This window comes from Sphingomonas jeddahensis, from assembly GCF_001981525.1.
GTDB classification, from domain to species: domain Bacteria; phylum Pseudomonadota; class Alphaproteobacteria; order Sphingomonadales; family Sphingomonadaceae; genus Sphingomonas; species Sphingomonas jeddahensis.
This window is the reverse complement of the sequence record NZ_MPSB01000013.1, coordinates 40,171-64,715: the sequence shown is the minus strand read 5'-3', so window position 1 is coordinate 64,715 and position 24,545 is coordinate 40,171. Positions and strand designations below refer to the sequence as shown.

The following is a 24,545-nucleotide window of genomic DNA, read 5'->3' as shown; positions in this document are numbered from 1 at the left end:
TGCATTGCAAGCCACTGTAATATTTCCGGGGCTGGCGAGCCATGGGCTTGAGTGGCAAAAGTGCAGACCATGGAAACCGCCCTTTTCGATCCTGCGGCGTCCGGGCTCGACGGCGACAGCGTCGTCGCGCAACTCGGCGCTCTGTCCGGCGTGCAGCGCGTGCCGAACCCCAAGCTGACCCTGCTCCTGAGGCGCGACTTTCTGGATGCTGAGACCTGCGCGGGTCTGGTGGCGCTGATCGATGCCAACCGGCGTCCCTCGACCATTTCCGACAGCAATGGCGATGCGGCGTTTCGGACCAGCGAGACCTGCGACCTGAACGCTGCCGAGCCGCTGGTGCAGCAGGTCGAGGCGGCGATCGCGGCGGCGACGGGACTCGACCCGATGTTCGGCGAGCCGCTGCAGGGGCAGCGCTACGCCGTGGGGCAGGAGTTCAAGGCGCACACCGATTATTTCGAGCCGAACGGCGTGGATTTCCAGCGCTATTGCTCGGTGGCGGGCAACAGGACCTGGACGGTGATGGTCTATCTGAACACGCCCGACGCGGGCGGCGCGACTCGCTTCAAGGCGGTCGACAAGACGGTCCAGCCCGAGACTGGCAAGCTGGTGGCGTGGAACAACCGGCGCGCGGATCGCTCGCTAAATCCCGCGACGATCCACCATGGCATGAAGGTGCGTGCGGGCGTGAAGTATGTGATCACCAAATGGTTTCGCGAGCGGCCTTGGGGTTGATCGACGCTTTGTAAAGAAGGGCGGTAATTCCCGCGAAGGCGGGAATCCATAAGCGCTTAGCCCGCGGCTCCCACGATGGCCCGCGCGTATCGATCCCCCCCTCCGCGGGGATGACGATGCTGGCGGGAGCCGCGCGACCCCCTTCCCAAAACGCGGAAACCCCGCCCGACCTTCCGGTCGGACGGGGTCTCCTGACCATTGCCGATCCGATCAGAAGGTGACGCTGGCGCCCAGCGTGAACATCCGGCCCTGTTCGAAGCGATTGATGAACACCTGGCGACCATCCTCGAAGGTCTGGCGCTCCTGATAGCGCTGGCCGGTGAGGTTGCGCGCTTCGCCCTTCAGCTCGACGCGCGTGCCCAGGAAGTCGACGGTCTGACGCGCGACGAAGTCGAGGCGGATACCCGGCTTTTCAATGATGTCCGGCTGGAAGCCGACGCCGGTCAGCAGCGACGGGCCGCGGTTCGTCACACGCTCGCTGGCGTAGTTGAACAGCAGCGTCATCTGCGTCTCATTGTCGCGATCCTCATAGCCGAGCTGCAGGTTCACGAGGTGATCCGACTGGCCGGTCAGCGGCGCGCCGTCGCGGAACTGGAGGTTCGCCGGGCCGAAGCCCGCCTGGCAACCGCCCAGAGCCACGCCGAGAACGCTCGGCACGCATTCGTCGTCGGCGGTGATCTTCGACTGGGTGTAGGTGTAGTTGGCGATGATCACCGCGCGCTTGCCACCCCAATCATCCGAGATGAAGTCGAGCGGAATATACTTCTGCACCTCGACCTCGGCGCCCCACAGGGTCGCCTTGGGCAGGTAGGTGAAGCCGGTCTGCAATCGTGCGTCCGGCGTCGGATAGAAGCCGACCTGCTCGATCGGGTTCTCGATCCGCTTGTAGAAGCCGGCGAGCGTGAGGCGCTGGTCGCGGTCGAAGAACCACTCATAGCGTGCTTCAAGATTGTACAGCTCGGAATCGCGCAGGTTCGGATTACCGAAGAACAGGCGATCGCTCTCGAAGTCGCGGAACGCCTGTGGCGCCAGTTCGCGGAACTGCGGACGGGCAATCGTCTTCGCCGCCGCGAGTCGCAGCTGCATGTCCTGGGCAAAGTTCCAGGTCACCGTTGCGGCCGGCAGGAAGTAATCATTGTCAAGCCGCGTCGTCGGCGCGCCGATCGGCGTCACTTCCTGCTTCGCCGTCTCATAGCGCACGCCGAGGATGCCGCGCACGCCGTCGATCACTTCGGCTTCGACCTGGGCGTATCCAGCGTGGATGCGCAAGCTCGCGTCATAGCGATAGGAGCCGTTCAGACCCGCGTCGAAGCGCATCTGCACCGCATTGTCGGCCTGCGTACCGGACGTGGCGACCGGACAGCCGTTCAGCACATCCGGCGACAACAGCTGGTCCGGGCGGAACAGGTTGCACGGGAACGGGATCGCGCCGCCCGTGACCGTCTGATAGACGAACGGCAGGCGGATCGAGGTACGCTCGTTCTGCGAGTAATAATAACCCGCCGACAGCGTGATCGGGCGATCGGTCGCTAGCTTGTACGACACGTCGGCCTGGCCCGAGTAGAGATCCTCGTCCAGTTCGCTGAACACCACCGATGCGAAGCGATCGAACGCGTTGGTCGACTGCCACACGCCCGGGCAGCTCACGCCGGGACCGTTCACCGGCTCGTTGACCTGAATGTTCAGGTTGGTACTGCAGTTATAGACGAACTGACGCTCGTAGGGCGAGTTGCGCTTCGAGTTGGCGTAGGCCCCGCGCACATCGATCGACAGATCGTCGATCGGCTTGAACTCGCCGACCAGCTGCGTCTCGATCAGCTGGCGTTCGAACCAGTTGGTGTTCTGCTGGAAGATCGGGTTGCCCGACGAGTTGTTATACACCGTCGCGGCCGAGGCGCGCCCCTGCTTCAGCGTGTCGTGGATGTACACGTTGGTCCAGCGGATGCGGTTGCGGTCCCACTCATAGCCGAAGCCGAGCAAGCCGTTAACCACCGCGCGATTGTCGGTGATCAGTGTGTCGAAATTGTTGCGCAGCGTGCCGTCTTCGCTGATCGTGTCCTGCTGCGTGGTCGCGCGGGTGCGCCAAGTGTTGGCGACGCTGCCCGTCGCGATCATGCCGATCCGGCCCGGGCCGAGATCGCCGACGAGGCCGACATTGATGTCGCCCGACCAGTTCGCCGGAATATCGGTGTTGCGCTGAAGCAATGTGGTGCGCGCATTGGATAGCTGCGCCACCTGTGCGGTCGGGATGATGCCGCTGCCGTTCGGGGCGTTCTTGATGAAGCCTGGCACGTCACGCTCGCCCGAATCGAAGCCGAGCCAGTCGCTCTTCGATCCATAATAGGTGTTGCCGAGCTTGGCCGTCGTCTGCGTGTCGATCCCGCCCGAGGCGCCGATCGTCACGAAATTCTCTTCCGGCAGCGCCTTGGTCGTCAGGTTGATGACACCGCCGCCAAATTCACCCGGATAGTTGACCGAATAGGTCTTCTGCACGAGCGCCGAGCCGACGATCGTGGTCGGGAAGATGTCCAGCGGCACCGTGCGGCGCAGCGGCTCCGGGCTGGGCAGCGGCGAGCCGTTGAGCAGCGCCGAGGAATAACGGTCGCCCAGGCCGCGAACGAACACATAGCCGTTGCCGACCACCGACAGGCCGGTGACGCGAGTCAGCGCGCCAGCGATGTCGCCTTCGCCCGTACGCGCGATATCCGCGCTGGACAGGACGTTGATGACCTGCGCGGTCGAGCGGACGCTGTTCGGGATGTTGCGGCCGACGACGACGATGTCGGCGCCCGTCGAGGTGTCGACGCCCGGAGCGGAAACCTCGGCCGCTTCCTGATCGGCCTGCTCCTGCGCGACGGGGTTCGTGCCCTGCGGATCGCCGGGCTCGACGCCGGTCGACATGGTGCTGGTCGACGGCGGGCCGGCGGGCGCGCTGGTCGACGGAGCGCCGGTGGACGGCGCGACCTGTGCGAGCGCCGCGGGAGCGACCAGGGTGGTCGTCAGGAGAAGTAGGGATGCATAAGCGGTGCGCTGGCGCATGGTCGAGCCTTCCAGTCGATTTGAAGTGAACGGGCCCGCGACGGCGTTAAAACGCACGCCGGGGCCCGCCTTAGTCACGAGTGTTGGCTGGGGCTCAGCGGCCGCCGCACTGGAAGTAGACCGAGTTGAACGTCGGCGCGCCGGCGTCCTGCAGCGTCTCGTTGGCCGGACGGATCGTGGTGCGGTCCGCACCCGTGCCCGCGCCGGCGACGATGTTGATGCACTTCTGGCCGGTCGCCGTCTTGATCACGCCGTTAACGAACGCGAAGTCCGCACCGCCGCGCAGGCGGATCGCCGCTGCGGCCGAGGTGCCGCCCTGGACGAAGGTGAAGTTGGCATAACGGCCGTAGGTGCGCGGAAGGATGTCTTCCGAACCGTTCGAGTCGATCTCGCTGGCATAGGAGTCCGACGTCGCGGTCGGGCGCTGTGCCGAGATGATGAACTGCATGAAGCCGCGCCAGCCGTTGTCGACGTCGAATGCGTCATCGTCAGCACCGGTCACTGCGAAATACTTCAGGTTGGTCGTGCCGCCGAAGATCTCGATGCCGTCATCCGACGAATTGTGGCTCTGCACGTGATCGATCGTGGTGCCGGTGCCGGTGCCGCCGAGCGTCAGGCCCTGAAGCTCGTTGCCTTCGCTGATCGCGATGCCGGTGTAGCGGATCTGCACATACTGCAGCGTGCCCGAGTTGCTGGCCTGGTTCGGGCCACCGTAGAAGCGGCCGGTGATGCCCTCGATCGGCGCCTGGCAGGTCGCGCTGGTGCCGCCGGCGTTGTTCGGGCCGGTGCCGGTCGCGCAGACCGCGGTCGGTGCCTGGCCGAGCAGCACGAGGCCGCCCCACTGGCCCTGCGACGTGTCGCTGACCGTACCTTCGATGTTCTGCTGCGAGGTGAAGATGATCGGGTTGGCCGGGTTGCCGACCGCCTCGATGCGGCTGCCGCGGTTAACGACGATCAGGTCGTTATCAGCCTGGCTCGAGTCGGCGGCGAGAACAACGCCCGGCGCGATGGTGAGCACGGGGCCGTTCGGCGCGTCGGTGGTGCCGATGGTGCTGCCACCGACTTCGGTCTGGCCGCTGAAGCGGTAGAACACGCCGGCGATCTTCGGCAGCGTCAGGTTTGCGGTGATGTTACGCGGCAGGGCGCAGGCGCGGAAGCCAGCGACGAGGCCGGCGTCGCTCGTGCCGGTCGGGCACGCCGCGCTCGCGCCGCCGGTGCCGATGTTCGGCACCGCGGTGCAGGCCGCGCCGCTGCCGCCGAAGTTCGCGAAGCTGGAGTTGCAGGTCCAGCTCTGGAACGACGTATCGGTCGGCCCGTTCAGCGCGCCGACGAAGTTGGTGTTGGTGAAGAAGTTGCCGAGCAGCGACGGGTTGCTAGCCGGCGTCAGCGAGGTTGCGCTGACCGGATACAAGCCGTTCAGGCCCGCCGCGCCGTTGGTGACATTGTTGCTGCCGGCGTTCACGATCGCGAGCTGCTCAGCAGCCGTGACGAGCACGCCGCTCTGCGTCGTTTCCTGCGCGAAGTCCGCAGCGGTGATCGGCGACGGCGTGGGCGACGGCGCGGGCGTTGGGGCAGGCGCCGGCGGGTTTACGATCACGTCGATGTTGCCGGCGCCGGGCGAAGCGACATCGTCAGCGCCACCGCAAGCGGCGAGCAGAAGGCAGGCGGTGCCGGCAAGAAAATGATTGCGGCGGCTGAAGCTGAGCATGTCTCACTCCCGTTATAACTGATCGGTCCGTCCCCTGGACCTAGGACGAGCCGAGCCGTTTGCCCGATCGTCCTCCGGATGCGCCGCTAGGGACTGGGCGTGACAGGAGTGTGCATATTCAGCGTCGGTGCGATGACGGATTTGTTGCGATGGGGTGACATCGCGCCGCACGGTGCCGTTTCGGGATCGAAGAATCCTATTCGTCGATGCCGAAATTCAGGCTGCGCGAAACAACAGGATCGGCAACTCCGACTACCATGTAGGCGACAAATTGCTTGGTGCGCTGCCACCAGCCAGTTGTGGCGAGATAGCGTTCATAGGTGATCTCCTCCGATTGCGCGATCTCGCCGTCGATGTACCTGCGTACATGCGCGGCGAAGGCATGGTCGTCGATCCGCAGCATCAGCTCCAGATTGATGAACAGACTTCGCATGTCGAAGTTGGCGCTGCCAATGTGGACCGCTTCATCCACCGCATAGAGCTTGGTATGCAATTTGGTGGGCAGATATTCGAATACTCGGATGCCGCGCCTCAGCAAGCCGCGATAGGTGAAGCGCGCCGCCGCAACCGTGGCATTGTTATCCGACTTGCGCGCCGTCACGACGCGCACGACGCGGCCGAGCCGACCGGCCTTGTCGATACGCCGCAACATGGTGGGGCTCGGCGTAAAATAAGCTGCGATGATGTCGATCCGCTCGGCACGCCGCATGTCGGTGCGCACCGCATGTGCCCAGGGCGACAGCCGGCGCGTGGGGCCACCGATGAGCCAGCGTATGGCCCCCTCGCGCTCGCTCCATTGCGCCAGCGTGCGATTGAGGTGGCGCAGCTTCCCTTTGTCCTGCCGCACCCAATTGTCCAGCGCATCGAAATAGCCCGCCATACGCGACGCCGCCGGCCCTTCGAGAAGCAGGCCCAAATCGCGCCACGCCTGATCGCCTGCAGTGCCGAAATAATCATCCTCGATGTTGAACCCGCCGACGATGATGCGCGGATCATCCGTTTCGGCGTCGGCCAGGGCCAGCTTCTGGTGGTTGCGCAAAAGATACCGCCGGCCCAGCCGCGGGACGAATCGGCACACCGCAACGCCTGCATGGTTCAGCGGACCGAAGAAATGGCCGTCCGGTGCCTCGTCGCTGCCAAATCCATCGACGATCAGCGCCACCTTGACCCCGCGCCGCGCCGCCTCGATCAGCGCCTGATTCACCTGCTGGCCGGCATGGTCGTCGGCATAGATATAATAAAGCATGCGCAACGAGCGGCGAGCGCGAGTGATCAAATCAATCAACGCGTCGAACCGATCGGCCCCCTCCACCAACAAGGTGAGCCGGTTGCCGGCAACGGTGAAGGTGCGCGTGCTGTTCATCAGGCGGCCTGATGACGCGCCCGCATGACAGGGGCAAGAACGCGCTTTTCTTGACTTCTGCCGGCGCGCCAACTACACAGCCGCCCTTCATCCAGCTTTATTTTTCATTGAAGGAAGCGTCCATGGCGCGCGTCACGGTCGAGGATTGCGTCGACAAGATCCCCAACCGGTTCGATCTGGTCCTGTTCGCCGCGCAGCGCGCGCGGCAGGTATCAGGTGGCGCCGAACTGACGATCGATCGCGATCGAGACAAGAACCCGGTCGTCGCCCTGCGCGAGATCGCGGAACAGACGGTGAAGCCGAAGGACCTCAAGGAGGCCGTGGTGCAGAGCCTGCAACGCGTGCAGATTGACGATGAGGAAGAAGCGGACGCAGTCGGCTCGCTGGCGGCTTCGGCGGAGGCGCTTCGCCTCACCGCCGCTGCCCCGCCGCGCAACCAGAATTTGGGTGCCGATTACGAGGGCTGACGGACACGGCGGCTGCAAACCGCGGATCTGCAAAATGACAGAAGCCGTAGCGGCAACGCTGCGGCTTTTGTCGTTTTCAGCACCCTCAGACGTGGCTAACTTTTCCGATTGTTCAAAGGCAGCTGGCTTTCCCAAGATCAACAACTGGGCGCACGCGAAGTCGCCCGTCAAAACTCTAGACTACATCAACAACATTATTGTTTGTTTATCGGCATCCTTTCTCCGTCCTGCTCGTATCTGCATCGCCGCTGCGCGAGAACAGTGCGTCCCGAACCTCGCGGTGATCGGGGATGGAGAGAAACAGATGCCTGGAAGTGAGCAAGCTATCCATGTGCTGGAGGCGCGTGCCGAGCGCCGCCATCAGCGAAGGGACTTCTTCAAGTTCGCCGTCGCGACCGCTGCAATCGGTGCGGGTGGCCTTACCCTCGCAGAACGTGCCCAGGCGCAAGCGGCAACGGCGCCGAGCGAAGCCGATATCCTGAACTTTGCCCTGAACCTCGAATATCTCGAGGCGCAATTCTACTCCTTCGCGGTCAATGGCGCCGGGCTGCCGGCGAACCAACTCACCGGAACGCAGACCAGGGGGGAGGCAGTCGGCGCGCGTAAGGCGAACCTTACGGATCGTGCCGTTATCCAATATGCGCGCGAGATTGCTGCCGACGAGGCTGCGCACGTTGACTCACTCCGCCGCGCGCTGTCCACCTCAGCTGTGGCGCAGCCCGCCATCGACCTGTCAACCGCGGTCTTCACTGCTGCCGCAACGGCCGCCGGGATCGACCTATCGAACTCGGGCGGGATCTTCGATCCTTATGCGAACGACGACAATTTCCTGCTGGCTGCCTATATTTTCGAGGACGTCGGCGTCACGGCGTATAAGGGCGGCTCGCCGCTGCTGAGCAGCCCCGACATCATTGACGCGGCGGCCGGCATTCTTGCTGCCGAAGCGTTTCACGCCGGGATCATCCGCGGCGCGCTCTACCGCCGCGGCGTCGAGGTGCCGATCGTGCGGACCAACGCGGACAAGATCTCCGACGCGCGCGATCTGCTGGACGGCACAACGACTTCCGCGGGGCCGCCGATACGAGTCGCCGATGACGACCAGGGGATTTCACCGGTGCAGACTCAGTTCGGCACGACGTCCAACTTCGTGCCCACCGATGAAAACGGCATTGTGTTCAGTCGCACGCCCGAACAGGTCCACAACATAGCCTATCTCACACGCAATCAGGCAACGTCAGGGGGCTTCTTCCCCAATGGCACCAACAATCCCAACGCGGCGCTTCGCCGCTCCGGCGCGAATTGAGGAGGCGGGCGATGAGCGATCAAATCGAATTTCTGGACCTGATGGAACGCGCCGAGACTCAGCGTCGGGCGCGACGCAGCTTCATTCGCCTGTGCGGCGGCGCAGCGGCCATGACGGGCGGCTTGTCGCTGCTCGCCGCGTGCGACGACGAAGACAATGATCTCATACCGGCACCCACGCCGTCCCCCACTCCCTCACCGACGGGCACGCCGACGCCCGCTGTCAGCGATGCCGACGTGCTCAACTTCGCGCTGCAGTTGGAATATCTTGAGGGTAATTATTACTCCTACGCCGTTTCCGGTCAGGGCATCCCAGCCAATCTTCAGACCGGCGCCGGCACGCAGGGCGCGGTAATCGCCGGAACTGGAGGGGGCGCGGCCCGCAAGGTCGAATTCAGTGACCGGATCGTCGAGCAATATGCCCGTGAGATCGCCTTTGACGAGCTTGGCCACATCGGCTTTCTTCGCCGGACCCTGGGCAACGCCGCGGTGGCGCAACCCGTGATTAACCTCTCGGGAAGCGCCACGGTTACGGTTGGAAATGCAACGCCGGTCGGCGCCTTCACGGCCGCAGCACGCGCCGCCGGGGTGATTGGTCCCAACGACATCTTCGATCCGTTCGCCAACGACGAGAACTTCTTGATCGGATCATATCTGCTGACCGATGTGGGCGTGACGGCCTATCGAGGCTCGGCACGGCTGATCACCAACAAGACGTTCCTTGAAGCCTCCGCGGGCATCCTTGCCACGGAATGCTATCACGATGGCGTGATCCGTTCCGAGTTGTGGCGGCGGGGCCTGACGGTGCCGAGCATCTATACTCGCATCACGCAGATCTCGAACGCGCGCGACGGGCTGGATGGCTCCAGCGACACGGATCAGGATATCGGCACGGCGGCCACGGCGAACCTCGTGCCGACCGATGCCGGCGGGTTGGTGCTCGGCCGCACCGCGCCGCAGGTGCTCAACGTCGTTTATCAGAACCGTGCTGCCGTCACTGCCGGCGGCTTCTTCCCTGCCGGCGTCAACGGAACGATTCGAACCAGCGCCGCCAACGGCTGAGCCGATCGTTCAGTGCAACATCAAAGGGATCCGGGGCGCTACGCCTCGGGTCCCCTTTTGTTACGTCCCTTGAAACCCTGCGCCACGACGAACCATTCCACCGAGCCTTTGCGGCTGGACGGCGGCTTGGCGTGCTTCACAGTCGCAAAATTCTTCTTGAGCAGGGCGACAAGTGTCGAGTCTGCGCCTCCGGCGAATACCTTTGCAACGAACGCGCCGCCCGGTTTCAACACGGTGATGGCAAAATCGCTCGCCGCCTCGACCAGAGCCATCGTGCGCAGCGCGTCCGTTTGCGGATGGCCGACAGTATTTGCGGCCATGTCCGACAAGACGATGTCCGGCGCGCCGCCGAGCGCGGCCATCAGGCGATCCGGCGCATCATCAGCCATGAAGTCGAGTTGCAGGATCTCGACGCCGTCAAGCGGATCCACCGGCAGCAGGTCGATACCTGCGACCGCGCTGCCCGGCACCGTGCGGCGGACCACCTGGCTCCAGCCACCCGGCGCCATGCCGAGATCAACGATCCTTTTGGCGCCCTTGAGGAAGTCAAAGCGTTCATCAAGCTCGATCAGCTTGTAGGCGGCGCGACTTCGATACCCTTCCGCCTTGGCGCGCTTCACATAGGGATCGTTGAGCTGCCGCTCCAGCCAGCGCGTTGATTGCGCCGTGCGTCCGCGTGCCGTCTTGACCCGCGTGCGAAGTCCACCCCCGCCCCTCATGCGGCCGTCGCCATCAAGCGGCGCAGAATGCCCTCGCGTATTCCGCGGTCAGCCACGCCGAGCCGCTCGGCCGGCCACAGATCCAGGATCGTCTCAAGGATCGCGCATCCAGCCACTACCAGATCGGCCCGCTCACGACCGATGCACGGCAGCTTGGCACGATCCCCGATCGATAGATGCGCCAGTTTCTGGCTGATCGCGCGCATCGAGGCAGATGGCGCGATCAATCCATCGACCTGCGCGCGATCATAGCGATCCAGACCAAGATGCACGCTCGCCAGAGTCGTAACCGTGCCCGACGTACCAAGCAGGCGACGGGGCCCATGCACGTTCGGCAAGCGCGCGGCGAACGGCGCGAAACTCTCGCGCACCAGCCCGCGCATCCGCTCATAGGCGGTGGCAAGCCCAGCGGCGCCCTCACCGCCCCCCGCGCTTTCCGTTAACGACACCACGCCCCAGGGCGCCGAATGCCAGTCGATCACCGTTGGAACTGTGGTCGCAGTGTCGATCAACACCAGTTCGGTCGATCCCCCACCGATGTCGAAAACAAGCGCAGGCGCGTTGCCCGGTTCGAGCAGCACATGGCAGCCGAGAACGGCGAGCCTTGCCTCCTCCTCCGCCGAAATCACATCGAGGTGGATACCGGTCTCCTGATAGGCGCGTTCGATAAAAGATGCGCCGTTCGATGCACGCCGACATGCCTCCGTGGCGACGGAGCGCGCAAGTGTCACGTTGCGACGCTTCAGTTTTTCGGAGCAGATACGTAGCGCGCCGATGGTACGCTCGATCGCCGCGTCGGAAAGCCGGCCGCTCGTCGCCAGGCCTTCGCCAAGCCTGACGATCCGCGAAAAGGCGTCCACCACCGCAAAGCCATCACCCTGCGGCCGGGCGATGAGCAATCGACAATTGTTGGTACCAAGATCCAGCGCCGCATAATGGCGTGCGTAATGCTGGCGAAAAGGGGCCTGCTTCTGGCCCTCGCTAGCCGGACGGGCGCGGCGATCGTCGCGCCGGTACGGCAAGTCGGCGAATTGATGCGCCACGTGCCGTCTTCTTTCTTCTTTTCTGCCGTCACGGGTTGGCCCGCTCGGTGCTTGGCGCTGACGCTAGCGTGCGTCGTGACCCGCTGCAACCCGGATACGAAATTGAGTGCTTGACCAACAAATCACGTAGGCTTAGAGGCGCGTCCCTGTCGTTGCTTCATCGCTGCGACGCGAGCTGATGCCCGATCCTCTAATGGTAAGAGAGCGGACTCTGACTCCGTCAATCAAGGTTCGAGTCCTTGTCGGGCATCCAGCTTTCATTCATCGACACGACGAAAACCCGTTGACGCTACGCTCTGAAGATCGGGACGGCGTGCGCTTCGTGGTATGTGCATGACATGTTGATCTTATCCCTGCTCCTTCAGGGCGCACCCATCGTTGTGACCGCGCCACAGCCCGGCGCGCCACAGCCGCCGGCAACCATGGCCTACGAACCCGCCGCGATGCTGATCGCCACGTTCGATTCGGACGGCGATGCGCTTGTGACACGCGAGGAGCTGGAGGACGGCCTGACCCGCACCTTCGCCGCAATCGACCGCGCGAACACCGGCACGCTCGGCTACATCGCCTTTGCCGATTGGGCCGAGCGCTACCTCGGCGATCGCAACGCGCTTCCCAGCCCTTTCGAGGTCGATCGTGATGGCGACCATCGCATTTCCCCGCGCGAGTTGCAGACCCGCTTCTCCGAATATTTCACGCGCTACGACCGCGATCGCGATGGCGTGCTCACCCGCGCCGAGCTGCTGACGATCCGTCCACGCGTTTTCGGCGACGATGGCCCCCTGCCCGAAGATGGCAAGAAGCGGAAGCGGCGCCGGTGAGCACGCGGTTCGTTTTCACCATCGCCGCAACTGATGGCGCCGCGCGCACCGGCAGCATCGCCATGCACCGCGGCACGATCCGCACGCCGGCCTTCATGCCCGTGGGCACCGCCGCCACCGTCAAGGCGATGAAGCCGAAGGATGTGGAGGCCGCTGGTGCGGACATCATCCTGGGCAATACCTATCACCTGATGCTGCGTCCGGGGGCCGAGCGGGTGGCGCGGCTGGGCGGGCTGCACCGCTTCATGGGCTGGGACAGGCCAATCCTGACCGATTCGGGTGGTTATCAGGTGATGAGCCTGTCCGATCTGACCAAGCGATCGGAGGAAGGCATCACCTTCAAGTCGCACCTCGACGGGACGCGGCATCTGCTGAGCCCCGAGCGGTCGATCGAGATCCAGCGGCTGCTCGGCTCCAACATCGTCATGGCATTTGACGAGCTGGTGCCGACCACCTCGACGCGCGAGGTGCAGGCGGCGGCGATGGAGCGATCGATGCGCTGGGCAAAGCGCAGCCGCGACGCGTTTGATGGCGGCGGCGACCATGCCGCGCAGAATGCAATCTTTGGCATCCAGCAGGGTGCGCTGGACCAGGGATTTCGCAAGGCAAGCGCTGATGCGCTGATCGATATCGGCTTCGACGGTTATGCGATCGGAGGTCTGGCGGTTGGCGAGGGGCAGGAGGCGATGTTCATCTGCCTCGATTTCGCGCCCGGCCAGCTGCCCGCGGACAAGCCGCGCTATCTGATGGGCGTGGGCAAGCCCGACGACATCGTCGGCGCGGTGGAGCGCGGCGTGGACATGTTCGATTGCGTGCTGCCGACGCGCTCCGGTCGCACTGGCCAGGCGTTCACCCGCGACGGCCCGATTAACATCCGCAACGCTCGCTTCAACGAGGACCAAGGGCCGCTGGATCCCGAATGCGGGTGCCCGACGTGCGCGACATGGAGCCGGGCGTACCTCCACCATCTCGTACGCGCGGGGGAGATCCTGGGCGCGATGCTGATGACCGAGCACAACATCTTCTTCTACGAAAAGCTGATGGCAGATCTGCGCGCCGCGATCGCAGAAGGCCGGCTCAAAGCCTTTGCCGATGCGTTTCGCGCGCGGTACCAGCGCTGAAAAGGAGAGTGAGCGTGTCCGACGAACCCAATGAGATCCTCGCCGCTGCCGCTGCGGCAAAGCAACGAGAGACTGCGGCGGAAGAAGCGAAGCGCGCGCGCCGCCATCGCGGCTGGGATTTGGGCAAGATCGGGCTCGGCGTAGGCATCGGATCGGCAGCTGTGGCTGCTGCGGTGCTGTTCACGCGCAAGAAGGATTGAGGGATAAGGGCGCTGTTGCCCCGCGTGTTTGGGATGCCGCTCTAGTGCCGGGATCTACTGATCTGCACGCCTTTCGGCCGATCAAGTCGCGGCCCCGTGGTTGCTGGGCCGAGCCCGGCATGACGGATGAGGCGGGGGTTTTCTAACCAGCCACCGTCACCCCGGACTTGGTCCGGGGTCCCGCGGCCTTACGCAAGGCCGGAGAAGAAGCGGGATCCTGGATCAAGTCCGGATGACGAAGCTCGGGTACCGTGCCGTACCGGCAACGTCATTTCCGCCTTCCCGGAATGACGGTGCCAGTACGGCAGCGAGTTTTACCGTCCCGTCGCCAAATCCTTGAACGCCGCATCCTTGTCCGTCCGGATCTCGCCCGGCATGCCGAGCACGCGTTCGGCGATGATGTTCTTCAGGATTTCGTCAGTGCCGCCCGCGATGCGCAGTCCCGGCGCGTTCATCACCGCGCCCTGGAACAGGCCCTTGAGTGCCGCCAGCTTGGGATCGGCGATAATGCCATATTGATCGCCCGCCTCTACCGCGGCGTTGCCGAGTTCCTGCATCTGGTTGGCAGCGATGATCTTGCCGATCGAGCTTTCCGGCCCCGGCGTCTGGCCGCGACTCAGCGCGGTCATCGTGCGCATGCGCGTGTTGCTGAGCCCCTGCGACTGGACGTACCAATCCGCCAGCCGCTGGCGAAAGGCGCTGTCCTTCAGCAGCGGGCCGTCAGCCGCATCCATGTCGCGCGCCAACGACAGGATCTCCTCCGGTCCCACGCCGCGGCTGCCCCCGACTGCGAGACGCTCGTTCATCAGCGTGACCAGCGCGACCTTCCAACCGTCGTCCACCGCGCCGAGCCGCTGCGCATCGGGGATGCGCACGTCGGTGAAATAAACTTCGTTGAAATTCGACCCGCCCGACATCTGGTGGATCGGCCGGATCTCGACACCCGGCGATTTCAGGTCGAGCCAGAACATCGTCAGGCCTTTGTGCTTGGGCACGTCGGGATTGGTCCGGACCAGCACGATGCCGTAGTCCGAATAATGCGCGCCCGAGGTCCACACCTTCTGTCCGTTGATGACCCAATCGTCGCCGTTGCGCACCGCCTTGGTGCGGATCGCCGCCACGTCGGAGCCGCCGGCCGGCTCGGAAAACAACTGCGACCAGATCTCCTCGCCGCGCAGCGCTGGGCCAACGAAGCGCTTCTTGGTCTCATCGTCGGCAAAGGCCATCACGGTCGGCACGCACATGCCAAGGCCGATGGTGAAATAGCCGTAATTGACCGGGAATTTGGCCTCCTCCTGACCGAAGATCACCGACTGGATCGGCGTGCCGCCCGCCCCGCCCCATTCCTTGGGCCAGGTGATCTGCGCGTAACCCGCCTCAGCTTTACGCCGCTGCCACGCCTTGCCTGCCGCCATATCGTCGGCATGTGCTTCGGCTTTGTGCTCGGCGGTGTTCTTCTCGAGCCAGGCGCGCGCAGTGGCGCGATATTCGGCCTCTTCCGGGGAATCGTTGAAGTCCATGATCTGGTTCCTCTCGAACCGTTCGGGCTGAGCTTGTCGAGGCCCCGCCCTTTCTTCGTCGGTTTAGCAGTACAGCCCTTCGACAAACTTAGGGCGAACGGAGTTACGCGGCGTTCTTCATCTCGAGCTGGCTCACGAGCCGCTCACGCCACGTCGCGGGGGCACCCGCGACCAGCGACAGCTGCCGCGACCGGCGATAATAGAGCTGCGGATCGGCCTCCCAGGTAAATCCGATGCCGCCGTGCGTCTGGATATTCTCCTTGGACGCGAACCAGAACGCCTCGCTCGCCGCGACGCGCGCGGTGGCTGCTGCCAGCGGCAGTTCGCCCGCATCGGTGTTGAGCGCCCAGGCGCCGTAATATGCGTTGGAGCGCGCGATCTCGTTCTTCACGTACATGTCAGCCAGCTTGTGCTTGATCGCCTGATAGCCAGCGATTGCGCGGCCGAACGCCTGCCGCTCAAAGGCATAGGCTTTGGCCATCTCAAGGCTCTTGTCCGCGCCCCCGACCTGCTCGAACGCCAGCAGCACCGCGGCGCGATCGAACACCGCCTGCATCGCCGCGATGCCGTCCTCGGACCCGAGCTTCGCAGCCGGTGCATTGCTAAAGGTCAACTTGGCCACCGAGCGCGTCGGGTCGAGCGTCTCGAGCACCTCGGCCGACACGCCTTCGCCCTTCTCGACGAGGTATAGTCCGTCCTTGGCGAGCACCACGATCAGGTCTGCGACGTCACCGTCGGTGACCGGGATTTTTTCGCCCGACAGCTTGCCGGCCGACACGCTTGTGCCGATCGAGCGCGCCGTCACGGGCCCCTTGCCCTCGCTGGTGGCGAAGGCGCCAATCACCTCCCCGGCGGCGATCTTCGGCAGCCACTTGGCCTTCTGCTCGGCCGAGCCGAACTTCATCAGCGCTTCGGCGACGAAATAGACCGTCGAAGCGAAGGGGATCGGCGCACAGGCGCGGCCCAGCTCCTCGGCAAGGCCGCAAAGCTCGACGTGGCCGAGACCGAGACCGCCGAACTCCTCGGGGATGGCGACACCGAGCCAACCCTGTTCGGCGACACCCTTCCACAGCCCCTCGTCATAAGCGCGATCGGCATTGTCGAGCACGCTGCGCACCACCTTGGCGTCGCACTTGGCGGCGAGGAACTTGCGCGCCTCGTCCTTCAGCATCTTCTGGTCGTCGGAATAATCGAAATTCATATTACACTCCCTCTCCCCACTTGTGGGGAGAGGACTGGGGAGAAGGGCACTCATGAGCCGCCCTCCACCGCCCCTCTCCCCTGCCCTCTCCCCGCAAGCGGGGAGAGGGAGTATGTCACCTAGGCTGCATCCGGATTGCGCCGTCGAGCCGGACGTCCTCGCCGTTGAAATAGCCGTTGCGCAGCATCTCGACCGCCAGCGCGGCATATTCCTCCGCGGCGCCCAGCCGCTTGGGGAACGGCACCATCGCCGACAGCGCCGCCTTCACCTGCGGCTTGGCGCGCGCCAGCAGCGGCGTGTCGAAGATGCCGGGCAGGATCGTGTTGCAGCGGATACCCTCGCTCGCGAGATCGCGCGCAACATTGAGCGTCATGCCGATCACGCCGGCCTTGGCCGAGGCATAGGCGACCTGCCCCATCTGCCCTTCCTCGCCCGCCACGCTGGCGGTGTTGACGATCGCGCCGCGATCCCCATCCTCGGTCGGCTCCAGCGTCATCATGCCGGCGGCCGCGCCGACGATGCAGCGGAACGAGCCGACGAGGTTGAGCTCCAGCGTCTTCTGAAAATTCTCGATCGGGTAAGGCGTGATCGCGCCGTCCTCCTTCGACCGCGCGACCGTTTTGTTCGGCCCGCCAAAGCCGCCACCGGCGCAATTGACCAGCAGCCGCTCCTGCCCGTTTGCCGCACGCGCCTTGACGAAGCCGGCATCGACCGATGCCTGATCCATCACGTCCACCTCGCAGAACACCGCACCGATCTCCGCGGCAACGCCGGGACCGATCTCGGCATTCTTGTCGAACAACGCGACCTTCACGCCATGCGCGATCAGCGCCTTTGCCGTGGCCAGCCCCAGCCCCGAGGCACCCCCGGTGATGACAGCTGCGATATCCGGTCCGAGCTTCACGCCCCTCTCCCCTCACCCATCCAGCGGCGCCCCCATCGGCCTTCCGCGATTGCAGGATAACTTTAGTTATGTAGATTGCTCCGTCAACAAGCATGAACGCAACAAGCAGGAACGGGAGAGGAAGCGTGGATTACGAGATGATCTCGGTCGAGCGCCGGGGCGAAGTCGATTGGGTGACGATGAACCGCCCGCATGTCCTGAACGCGCTCAACGATCGCCACGTCGAGGAGTTGAACGACTATTTCGGCAAGCTCGCCAAGGATCGGGACTGCCGCGTGGTGGTGCTCAAGGGTGCCGGCCGCGCGTTCTGCGCCGGGCTCGATCTCCAGGAGGGCGGCCGTTCCGAGTTCGACACGATCGATCGCCTCGCACACCAGCGGTCGATCGCCGAGATCGTGATGAAGATGCGTTACTGCCCGCAGCCGATCATCAGCCTGGTCCACGGCCCCGCCTGCGGCGGCGGCTTTGCCATGGCGCTTGCGTCCGACATCCGCATCGCTGGCGAATCGGTGCGCATGAATGCCGCCTTCATCCGCATCGGGCTGTCGGCGTGCGACATCGGCGTGAGCTACTTCCTGCCGCGGCTCGTCGGTGCGAGCGTGGCCGCGGAGTTCATGCTGACGGGTGATTTCATCACCGCTGACCGCGCGCTCGCCACCGGGCTCGTCAGCCGTGTCGTGGCCGACGACCAAATGGAAGCGGCCGCTGCGCCGCTGATCGAATCGATGCTCACCACCTCGCCGATGGGGCTGCGGCTGACGAAGGAATGCCTGCGCATGGCGATCGACGCGCCGAGCCTCGAATCTGCGGTGGCGATGGAGGATCGCAACCAGATCCTGTGCGCAACCGCGCCAGAATTCGGTGAAGGCATCAAGGCGTTTTTCGAAAAGCGCCGGCCGGATTACAGCAAGAAAACGGGGGAGAAGGCGGCATGAGCGGGGGACTTTCGGGCAGAATCGCGCTGATTACGGGCGGCGGACGCGGAATTGGGCGCGAGATCGCGCTGCGGCTCGCGCGCGACGGCGCCGACGTGGCGGTGAACTATCGCCGCGATGCCGAGGCCGCCGGGGAAGTGGTCCGCGAGATCCAAGGTCTCGGGCGCAAGGCGAAAGCCTATGCCGCGTCCGTCGATCGCTTCGAAGATTGCCAAATGCTGGTCGATGCAGTGCTCGCCGGCTTTCCAGGCGTCGACATCCTCGTGAACAACGCCGGCATCGCCAGCCGCGGACAGAGCGTCGCTGACACCGATCCGGGCGAGTTTGAGCGCGTGATGCGCACGCATTGTTTCGCGCCGCATTACATGTCGAAGCTCGTCCTCCCCTCGATGCGGCAGCGCGCCAAGGAGAATGGCCGCGGGGACATCATCATGATCTCCAGCGTCGCCACGCTCTACCACGCCCCCAATGGCGCGCCCTATTCGATGGGCAAGGCGGCGGCCGAGGCGCTGGCGCTGGTGCTGTCCAAGGAGGAACGGCCGAACAACATCCGCACGAATATCGTCGCGCCGGGCCTAACGGTGACCGACATGGGCGAGCGGCTGGCCAAGGCGACTCGCGGCGTAGCTGACATCCATGACCTGGCCGCAGGATCGCCGTTCGGCCGCGTGTCGACGCCCGCGGACGTGGCGGCGGCGGTGGCCTATTTCGTCTCCGCCGACGGCGAATATGTCAACGGGCAGAAGATCAACCTGCACGGAGGTGGCTGAGCACAACGTCATGCCGGGCTTGTCCCGGCATGACGGATCAGGCGGAACGCAGCCGCCGCTCTTCCTCGTAAATGTAATCGCGCGTCACCGGCACCGACATGCGCCCCTTGGTTAGCTGCACCTGGTAGTTGCACAGCCCGCCGTGGCGGAACGCCGCCGCCGCGCCGGCGAGGTAGAAGGTCCACATGTTGTAGAACCGCTCGTCATAAAGCGCGACAATCGCGTCCTTTGCCGCGACGGTGCGGTCATACCAGTGATCGAGCGTCCAGCTGTAATGAAGCCTCAGCACCTCGATGTCGGTCGGAAACAGCCGCGTGCCTTCATAGCCGCGCACAATCTCGCTCAGCGCGGGATTGTAGCCGCCCGGGAAGATGTACTTAAGCGTGAACTCGTCGGTCACGCCCGGCACCCCCATGCGACCAATCGTGTGCATCAGCATCACTCCATCGTCGGCCAGCAACTCGCGGCATTTGCCGAAAAAGGCACGGTAATGCTTCACGCCCACATGTTCGAACATGCCGACTGACACGATACGGTCGAACTGCCCCATGACTTTGCGATAGTCGATCAACTCGAACCGCACCTTGTCGGCAACCCCCGCTTCCTGCGCACGGCGACGGGCGACCTTTAGCTGCTCTTCGGAGAGCGTGACGCCCAGCACCTCCGCGCCGGTCTTCTGGTGGAGGTACAGCGCCATCCCGCCCCAGCCGCAGCCGATATCGAGCACGGTCATCCCGGGCTTCAGCGCCAGCTTGGCGGCGATATGCGCCTTCTTGTCGGCCTGCGCCTGCTCCAGGCTGTTGGCTGGATCAGTGAAATAGGCGCAGCTGTACTGGCGATCGGCGTCGAGGAAGAGGTCGTACAGCCGGTCGGACAGATCGTAATGATGCGCGACGTTTCGCTTCGACGCGCGCTCCATGTTGATCCGGCCGAAGCGATGCGCAGCGGCGCCCACTGCGCGACGCAGCCGGCTGGCGGCTAGCGCCGAGCGCCCCTGCTCCCATGGATCGTTCGAGGTCAGCAGCGCGACCAAATCGCGGATGTCGCCCTGTTCCATGACGAGCCGGCCATCCATGAACGCCTCGGCCGCGCCGAGGCCGGGATCGGACACGATCGCACGGCCGACCCCCTTCGCGGTGAAGCGGATCGTCACATCGGGAAAGCCCGCTTCCGAGGTGCCGAAGGTCCGCGCCGGCACGTCGGGACGATGGAGGGTGAGCGTGCCGCGTTTCACCGCGCGGGAAAGGAACAGATCGATAAGGGCCATGCTGCGCTTGCTAACGGCGGCGGCGGCCGGTTTCCAGACCGTTAGGTCTAGATCCCCGCATACCAATCGTAATCGACGTTATCCTCCCAATATCCGCCGCGCCCCTTTCCGATCCCGACGAGGCTGCCCACCGCCTGGATCCGCATGAGATATTTGGCGTGTTTATAGCCGAGCTGCCGCTCGACCCGCAGCCGGCAGGGCGCGCCATTCATCACCGGCAGGAAGCGGTCGTTCAGCGCCCAGGCGAGGATCGTCTGCGGGTGGAAAGCGTCGACGAGGTCGATCGACTCGTAGTAAGGCTCGCCACCATAGAGGTCGGCGCAGGTGAAGACGATGTAGCGCGCCGCGTCGCGCAGCCCCGCAGCCTTGAGCACGTCGCCTAGCCGGGGCCCCTGCCACTTGCCGATTGCGCTCCAGCCCTCGACGCAATCGTGCCGGGTAATCTGCGCGCGCTGCGGAAGGGCGCCGAGGTCAGCCAGGCCAAGCGAGAGGGGCCTTGCGACCAATCCATCGACCTTCAACCGCCAGTCGTCAAAACGTGCCGCGCGCAAGGCAGCGTATTCCGTCGTACCAGGATCACGCGTGCCGTTGGGACGGAAGAAGGGCGAGCGCTGGTCAGGCGTGAATTCCGGGGCAAGAGCGTTGCGATCAGACAGCGCGCGCTGGAGGCCACGGTGCATGTCTTCGCCCAGGAACAGGATACGCCGGGCGGTCGGCTGCTCGGCAATGCGGTCGCACCCGGCCGGCAAGGCGGCGGTGCCAGCGATCAGGCTGCGCCGGGCGAGGATCATGGGAGGCGCCACCAGCCGGTGATCATTGACCGCGTTTCATTCACAACCCCGGCAAGAATAACGAGCGCAAGGTGCACAACGGTGAAGAGCGCCAGCCCGAACATGCACAGGAAATGGATCGACCGTGCCGATTGCCGGCCTCCGAACAGATCAAGCAGCCACGGCCATGCCGCATTCATCGCGGGCGACAGCGCTACTCCTGTGAGGATCACCAGCGGCAGGAGGATAAAGATCACCACCACATAGGAGAGCTTCTGAAATACGTTGTAATCGCGCGGACGCTCCGGATCGTGAAAGCGCAGCGCCAGATGGGCGCGCAGGTCGGCCCACAAGTGCCGGCGCGAAAGGTCGCGGCGACGCAGGTGCAGGTCGCGCGCGAAGTGACGGTTGAGGAGGCTAGCCATCATGTAACCGAGCAACCCGAAGGCCAGCACCAGCGAGAAGAACAGATGCCACCGGCGCGAGAGCGCGAGATTGTAGCTCGCCGGGATCGTCAGCCACGAGGGGAAGCGCGGCAATTCAAGCCATGCCGGATCGAAGTTCGCGCCGTACCGTCCCCAATAAAGACGCGGATGCGCATTGGAGATGCCCAGTCCGGAACCGATCAGGATGAAGATCGCGACCGCGTTGATCCAGTGCCAGATACGGGTGGCAAGACGGTGGCGATAAACAAACGTCATCGAACGATGCTTAGCACCACTGCAACCCGCTCGCACGGGCCGCAGATCAGAAATACGCTCGCCAGAAGAACACCAAGGTCGTGCCGCCCGACACCAGCAAGGTCCACCAGCGCACCACACCATGCGGCAACCGCTTCCCCAGCACCGCGCCCGCCCAGCCACCGACAAGGCCGCCGAGCAGCATCGGCACGCACGACGCCCAGTGGATCATGCCCGACACCACGAACACGATCGCCGCCGCGGCGTTGGCGAGCGTCAGCATCAGCGTACGCGGCGCAAACATTGCCCGTGGATGCAATCCGGCGAGCAGGCCATAAGTCGCCGTCATCATCAGCCCGACGCCCCCACCGAAATAGCCGCCATAGACACCTAGCAGCGCCTGAACGCTGATCAGCGTGCGCGCGCCGATCGTCACCCGCTGCGCCAGCCACACGGACGCCCGCTTGCCCACCGCCAGCACGACAAAGGCGTACAGCACCAGCCACGGCACGATCAGGTCAAAGGTGCGCGTGGGGGTGAGTACCAGCAACACGCTGCCGAACAGGCCCGCGACAAACGTCACCCAGCCGAGCACGCCCAGGTTCACGCCGCCGACCGGCCCCAGTTCATCGCGGAACGACCAGCTGCTCATTGCCGCCCCCGGCAGCACAGCAAAGTTGGAGGTCGCGTTGGCGATGTTGGCCGGCTGGCCGATCGCCAGCAGCGCCGGCATGGTCGCGAACGACCCGCCGCCGGCCAGCGCGTTCATCGCACCACCCATAAAACCGGCGGCAATGACGAGGATTGTGGAGGGTAGATCGAGCACCGCGGGCTCTTCGCGACCCGCGGGCACAATGTCGAGCGTTTCGCGACCCGCCACGCCAGGCATTTCCCCGGCGTGGCGGTGAAGGTCAGATCCGCGCGGTTCCGGGATAAGCGAACAGCAGGTCCGCATCGACTGAGGCGTGCAATTCTTCCACGCCGGTCACCATCACGCACTCGCCCGCCCGCCAGGCCACGCCGCCGATTACGCCTTCGCCGCGGATCGGCACCAGCCAGCCGGTCTGGCCGTCCGCGAGCACGATGTTGCGCTTGCCGCCGCCCCAGCGTTCCAGCACGAACTTCGGCCCTTCCACCAGGATCGTGCGGCCCGGCGCTATCTCGCCAGGACGTTGCGGCGCGACATAAGGCTCCAGATCCGCCACCGCGACACCATCGTCCAGGTGAAGCTCGCGCGGACGGCCGTAATCGTACAAGCGATAGGTGGTGTCGGAATTTTGCTGGACCTCGATCAGCGTAAGCCCTGCGCCGATCGCGTGAATCACCCCCGAGTGCGAGTAATAAAAATCACCCGCCCTCACCGGCTTCCAATCAAGCTTGTCCTCGATCGAACCATCCAGCGCGCTCGCGCGCAGCTCTTCAGCGGTCATTGTCTGCTTGGGCCCGATGGCGATGGTCGAATCAGGCTCGGCATCCAGGATCAGCCAGCATTCGTCCTTGCCGCGCGGCAGCCCGCGCTTCTGCGCTTCCGTGTCGGACGGATGGTCCTGCACCGACAATTTCTCGCTGGTGAACAGATATTTGATCAGCAGCTCGGGCTCATCGGGATGCGGCGACTGGAACCACACTTCGCCGATCGGCTCACCATCCGGGGACGGATCAGGAAAGCCCGGATAAAGCGTGTGCCGCCCCCATGGCTTTTCGACGCGCTTGGTGGCCAGCAAGGTTGCAGTCATGTGTGTCCCCGCAATGATGGAGCTTTGTGGTAGCTATCGAACGCCGCCGTGACCAATGCGTTTCACCCATCACGTTTCAGCATTGTTCGCGCGCGCGGCCCTGCGCTAAAGGCTCGATTGATGCGTAACCTCCCGTCCCGTCCGCTCGTCGCCCTCATGCTCGCGGCGATGGCACTGCCGATCGCCGGCTGCGCGCGTAATCGCGCCGGTGGCGACCTGCCCTATGTCGCTCGCGATGTGGGCACGCTTTACACCGCCGCTCGGCAGAAGCTCGATCAGCACCAATACAAGGTGGCCGCCGCGCTGTTCGACGAGGTGGAGCGCCAGCACCCATATTCCGTATGGGCGCGCCGTGCGCAGCTGATGGGTGCATTCAGCAATTATCTCGCCAAGAATTATACCGAAGCGATCCAGGGCGCGCAGCGCTTCTTGTCGGTTCACCCCGGCAATCGCGACGCGCCCTACGCTTATTACCTCATCGCGATGAGCTATTACGAGCAGATCAACGACGTCACCCGCGATCAGAAGATCACGGCGCAGGCGCAGGATTCGCTCGGTGAACTCACCCGTCGCTATCCCAATTCGCGCTATGCCGCCGATGCGCGGCTGAAGATGGATCTGGTGCGCGATCACCTCGCCGGCAAGGAGATGGAGATCGGCCGCTTCTATGAGCGGCGCGGCCAATGGCTGGCGGCGAGCCTGCGTTTCCGCAAGGTCATCGACGAATATCAGACCACCACTCACACCCCCGAAGCATTGATGCGACTGACCGAAACTTATCTTGCGCTCGGCGTGCGCGAGGAAGCGAAGCGCTCCGCCGCGGTGCTTGGCGCCAATTATCCCGAGACGTGGTGGTACAAGCGCGCGTTTGAGCTTTTGGGCGAGAACCCGGCAACGCCGATCCAGCCGCTGGAACCTGGCGAAACGGTGATACCGCAGACGACCGTTACCAGACCGGAAGCCCCGGTGCGCAGGGAAGTGGAAGTGCTTCCCATCGAAGGCGGAGCAACACCGCGCGCCGAAGCGCCGGGCGGACCGACGCCGGCCACCACGACCGGCGGCGCCGGCGCGACCCCAGGCGGCAATGCGCCAAGCACCGCCACCCCAACCGGCGTTCAGCCCGGCACGCCGGCCGCACCGCCGAGCGACACGCCGCAGGACCAGTGACAACGCAGCCCGTGCGGC

23 protein-coding genes and 1 tRNA gene are annotated in these 24,545 nt (G+C 64.6%); 11 read left to right on the top strand and 13 right to left on the bottom strand.

The window, feature by feature from the left end; genetic code table 11:
* The first annotated feature begins 69 nt into the window (after nucleotides 1-69).
* Nucleotides 70-732, top strand: coding sequence for a prolyl hydroxylase family protein (locus tag SPHI_RS12660; protein ID WP_076745322.1), 663 nt, complete (start codon nucleotides 70-72; stop codon nucleotides 730-732).
* Between the two features lie 210 nt (nucleotides 733-942).
* On the opposite strand, the gene SPHI_RS12655 is transcribed toward SPHI_RS12660, so the two are convergent.
* The 3 genes from SPHI_RS12655 to SPHI_RS12645 all read right to left on the bottom strand — a co-directional run bounded on the left by SPHI_RS12655 (nucleotide 943) and on the right by SPHI_RS12645 (nucleotide 6,842).
* Nucleotides 943-3,771: a TonB-dependent receptor domain-containing protein gene (locus SPHI_RS12655; protein ID WP_076745321.1), complete on the bottom strand. Its 2,829-nt coding sequence runs from the start codon at nucleotides 3,769-3,771 to the stop codon at nucleotides 943-945.
* Nucleotides 3,772-3,865: 94 nt separating this feature from the next.
* On the bottom strand, nucleotides 3,866-5,479 hold the full coding sequence (locus SPHI_RS12650; protein WP_076745320.1) for a hypothetical protein: 1,614 nt from the start codon (nucleotides 5,477-5,479) through the stop codon (nucleotides 3,866-3,868).
* Between the two features lie 196 nt (nucleotides 5,480-5,675).
* Nucleotides 5,676-6,842, bottom strand: a complete 1,167-nt coding sequence (locus tag SPHI_RS12645; protein ID WP_076745319.1) for a phospholipase D-like domain-containing protein — start codon at nucleotides 6,840-6,842, stop codon at nucleotides 5,676-5,678.
* 122 nt (nucleotides 6,843-6,964) lie between these two features.
* Here SPHI_RS12645 and rpoZ point away from each other — a divergent pair, with 122 nt between their 5' ends.
* From rpoZ to SPHI_RS12630, 3 genes are all read left to right on the top strand, one after another.
* The gene (gene rpoZ, locus SPHI_RS12640; RefSeq protein WP_076745357.1) at nucleotides 6,965-7,309 is read left to right on the top strand and encodes a DNA-directed RNA polymerase subunit omega; all 345 of its coding nucleotides are present in this window, start codon (nucleotides 6,965-6,967) and stop codon (nucleotides 7,307-7,309) included.
* A gap of 304 nt (nucleotides 7,310-7,613) precedes the next feature.
* On the top strand, nucleotides 7,614-8,612 hold the full coding sequence (locus tag SPHI_RS12635; protein WP_076745318.1) for a ferritin-like domain-containing protein: 999 nt from the start codon (nucleotides 7,614-7,616) through the stop codon (nucleotides 8,610-8,612).
* A gap of 11 nt (nucleotides 8,613-8,623) precedes the next feature.
* Complete coding sequence (locus SPHI_RS12630) at nucleotides 8,624-9,673, top strand: ferritin-like domain-containing protein (RefSeq protein WP_076745317.1); 1,050 nt, start codon at nucleotides 8,624-8,626, stop codon at nucleotides 9,671-9,673.
* A 38-nt stretch (nucleotides 9,674-9,711) separates the two neighbouring features.
* Here the strand turns inward: SPHI_RS12630 and SPHI_RS12625 are convergent, their stop codons facing one another.
* Nucleotides 9,712-10,392, bottom strand: a complete 681-nt coding sequence (locus tag SPHI_RS12625) for an RlmE family RNA methyltransferase (protein WP_076745316.1) — start codon at nucleotides 10,390-10,392, stop codon at nucleotides 9,712-9,714.
* Complete coding sequence (locus SPHI_RS12620; protein WP_083719979.1) at nucleotides 10,389-11,435, bottom strand: Ppx/GppA phosphatase family protein; 1,047 nt, start codon at nucleotides 11,433-11,435, stop codon at nucleotides 10,389-10,391. The genes SPHI_RS12625 and SPHI_RS12620 overlap by 4 nt, the downstream gene beginning before the upstream one ends.
* Before the next feature lie 179 nt (nucleotides 11,436-11,614).
* Between SPHI_RS12620 and SPHI_RS12615 the strand changes: the two genes are divergently transcribed.
* The 4 genes from SPHI_RS12615 (at nucleotide 11,615) to SPHI_RS12600 (ending at nucleotide 13,577) form a co-directional block, all read left to right on the top strand.
* Nucleotides 11,615-11,688, top strand: a tRNA-Gln gene (locus SPHI_RS12615).
* Nucleotides 11,689-11,857: 169 nt separating this feature from the next.
* On the top strand, nucleotides 11,858-12,256 hold the full coding sequence (locus tag SPHI_RS12610) for an EF-hand domain-containing protein (RefSeq protein ID WP_233130916.1): 399 nt from the start codon (nucleotides 11,858-11,860) through the stop codon (nucleotides 12,254-12,256).
* Entirely contained in the window at nucleotides 12,253-13,377 is a 1,125-nt protein-coding gene (gene tgt, locus SPHI_RS12605) for a tRNA guanosine(34) transglycosylase Tgt (RefSeq protein ID WP_076745314.1), read from the top strand. Before SPHI_RS12610 ends, tgt begins: the two co-directional genes overlap by 4 nt.
* A gap of 14 nt (nucleotides 13,378-13,391) precedes the next feature.
* Entirely contained in the window at nucleotides 13,392-13,577 is a 186-nt protein-coding gene (locus tag SPHI_RS12600) for a hypothetical protein (protein ID WP_076745313.1), read from the top strand.
* A gap of 314 nt (nucleotides 13,578-13,891) precedes the next feature.
* Here SPHI_RS12600 and SPHI_RS12595 read toward each other — a convergent pair whose 3' ends face one another.
* The 3 genes from SPHI_RS12595 to SPHI_RS12585 all read right to left on the bottom strand — a co-directional run bounded on the left by SPHI_RS12595 (nucleotide 13,892) and on the right by SPHI_RS12585 (nucleotide 17,202).
* On the bottom strand, nucleotides 13,892-15,097 hold the full coding sequence (locus tag SPHI_RS12595) for an acyl-CoA dehydrogenase family protein (RefSeq protein WP_076745312.1): 1,206 nt from the start codon (nucleotides 15,095-15,097) through the stop codon (nucleotides 13,892-13,894).
* A 103-nt stretch (nucleotides 15,098-15,200) separates the two neighbouring features.
* A complete protein-coding gene (locus SPHI_RS12590; RefSeq protein ID WP_076745311.1) occupies nucleotides 15,201-16,298 on the bottom strand; it encodes an acyl-CoA dehydrogenase family protein in 1,098 nt (365 codons plus the stop codon).
* A 115-nt stretch (nucleotides 16,299-16,413) separates the two neighbouring features.
* Nucleotides 16,414-17,202 carry an SDR family NAD(P)-dependent oxidoreductase gene (locus SPHI_RS12585; RefSeq protein WP_076745310.1) on the bottom strand — a complete coding sequence of 263 codons (789 nt, stop codon included), beginning with the start codon at nucleotides 17,200-17,202 and terminating at the stop codon, nucleotides 16,414-16,416.
* Nucleotides 17,203-17,294: 92 nt separating this feature from the next.
* Between SPHI_RS12585 and SPHI_RS12580 the strand changes: the two genes are divergently transcribed.
* Both SPHI_RS12580 and SPHI_RS12575 read left to right on the top strand, forming a co-directional pair.
* Nucleotides 17,295-18,137: an enoyl-CoA hydratase/isomerase family protein gene (locus SPHI_RS12580; RefSeq protein ID WP_076745309.1), complete on the top strand. Its 843-nt coding sequence runs from the start codon at nucleotides 17,295-17,297 to the stop codon at nucleotides 18,135-18,137.
* A complete protein-coding gene (locus SPHI_RS12575) occupies nucleotides 18,134-18,907 on the top strand; it encodes an SDR family NAD(P)-dependent oxidoreductase (RefSeq protein ID WP_076745308.1) in 774 nt (257 codons plus the stop codon). Before SPHI_RS12580 ends, SPHI_RS12575 begins: the two co-directional genes overlap by 4 nt.
* Before the next feature lie 37 nt (nucleotides 18,908-18,944).
* Here SPHI_RS12575 and SPHI_RS12570 read toward each other — a convergent pair whose 3' ends face one another.
* The 5 genes from SPHI_RS12570 to SPHI_RS12550 are packed head-to-tail and all read right to left on the bottom strand — an operon-like array spanning nucleotide 18,945 to nucleotide 23,360.
* Nucleotides 18,945-20,174 (bottom strand): SAM-dependent methyltransferase, encoded by a 1,230-nt coding sequence (locus tag SPHI_RS12570; RefSeq protein WP_076745307.1) that lies wholly within the window; start codon nucleotides 20,172-20,174, stop codon nucleotides 18,945-18,947.
* A gap of 47 nt (nucleotides 20,175-20,221) precedes the next feature.
* Nucleotides 20,222-20,965 (bottom strand): molybdopterin-dependent oxidoreductase, encoded by a 744-nt coding sequence (locus tag SPHI_RS12565; protein ID WP_076745306.1) that lies wholly within the window; start codon nucleotides 20,963-20,965, stop codon nucleotides 20,222-20,224.
* Entirely contained in the window at nucleotides 20,962-21,645 is a 684-nt protein-coding gene (locus SPHI_RS12560) for a cytochrome b/b6 domain-containing protein (RefSeq protein ID WP_076745305.1), read from the bottom strand. The genes SPHI_RS12565 and SPHI_RS12560 overlap by 4 nt, the downstream gene beginning before the upstream one ends.
* A 46-nt stretch (nucleotides 21,646-21,691) precedes the next feature.
* On the bottom strand, nucleotides 21,692-22,513 hold the full coding sequence (locus SPHI_RS12555) for a sulfite exporter TauE/SafE family protein (protein ID WP_076745304.1): 822 nt from the start codon (nucleotides 22,511-22,513) through the stop codon (nucleotides 21,692-21,694).
* Nucleotides 22,514-22,535: 22 nt separating this feature from the next.
* Nucleotides 22,536-23,360 carry a class I mannose-6-phosphate isomerase gene (locus SPHI_RS12550; RefSeq protein ID WP_076745303.1) on the bottom strand — a complete coding sequence of 275 codons (825 nt, stop codon included), beginning with the start codon at nucleotides 23,358-23,360 and terminating at the stop codon, nucleotides 22,536-22,538.
* Nucleotides 23,361-23,480: 120 nt separating this feature from the next.
* Here SPHI_RS12550 and SPHI_RS12545 point away from each other — a divergent pair, with 120 nt between their 5' ends.
* Nucleotides 23,481-24,527: an outer membrane protein assembly factor BamD gene (locus tag SPHI_RS12545; RefSeq protein WP_076745302.1), complete on the top strand. Its 1,047-nt coding sequence runs from the start codon at nucleotides 23,481-23,483 to the stop codon at nucleotides 24,525-24,527.
* Nucleotides 24,528-24,545: the final 18 nt, after the last annotated feature.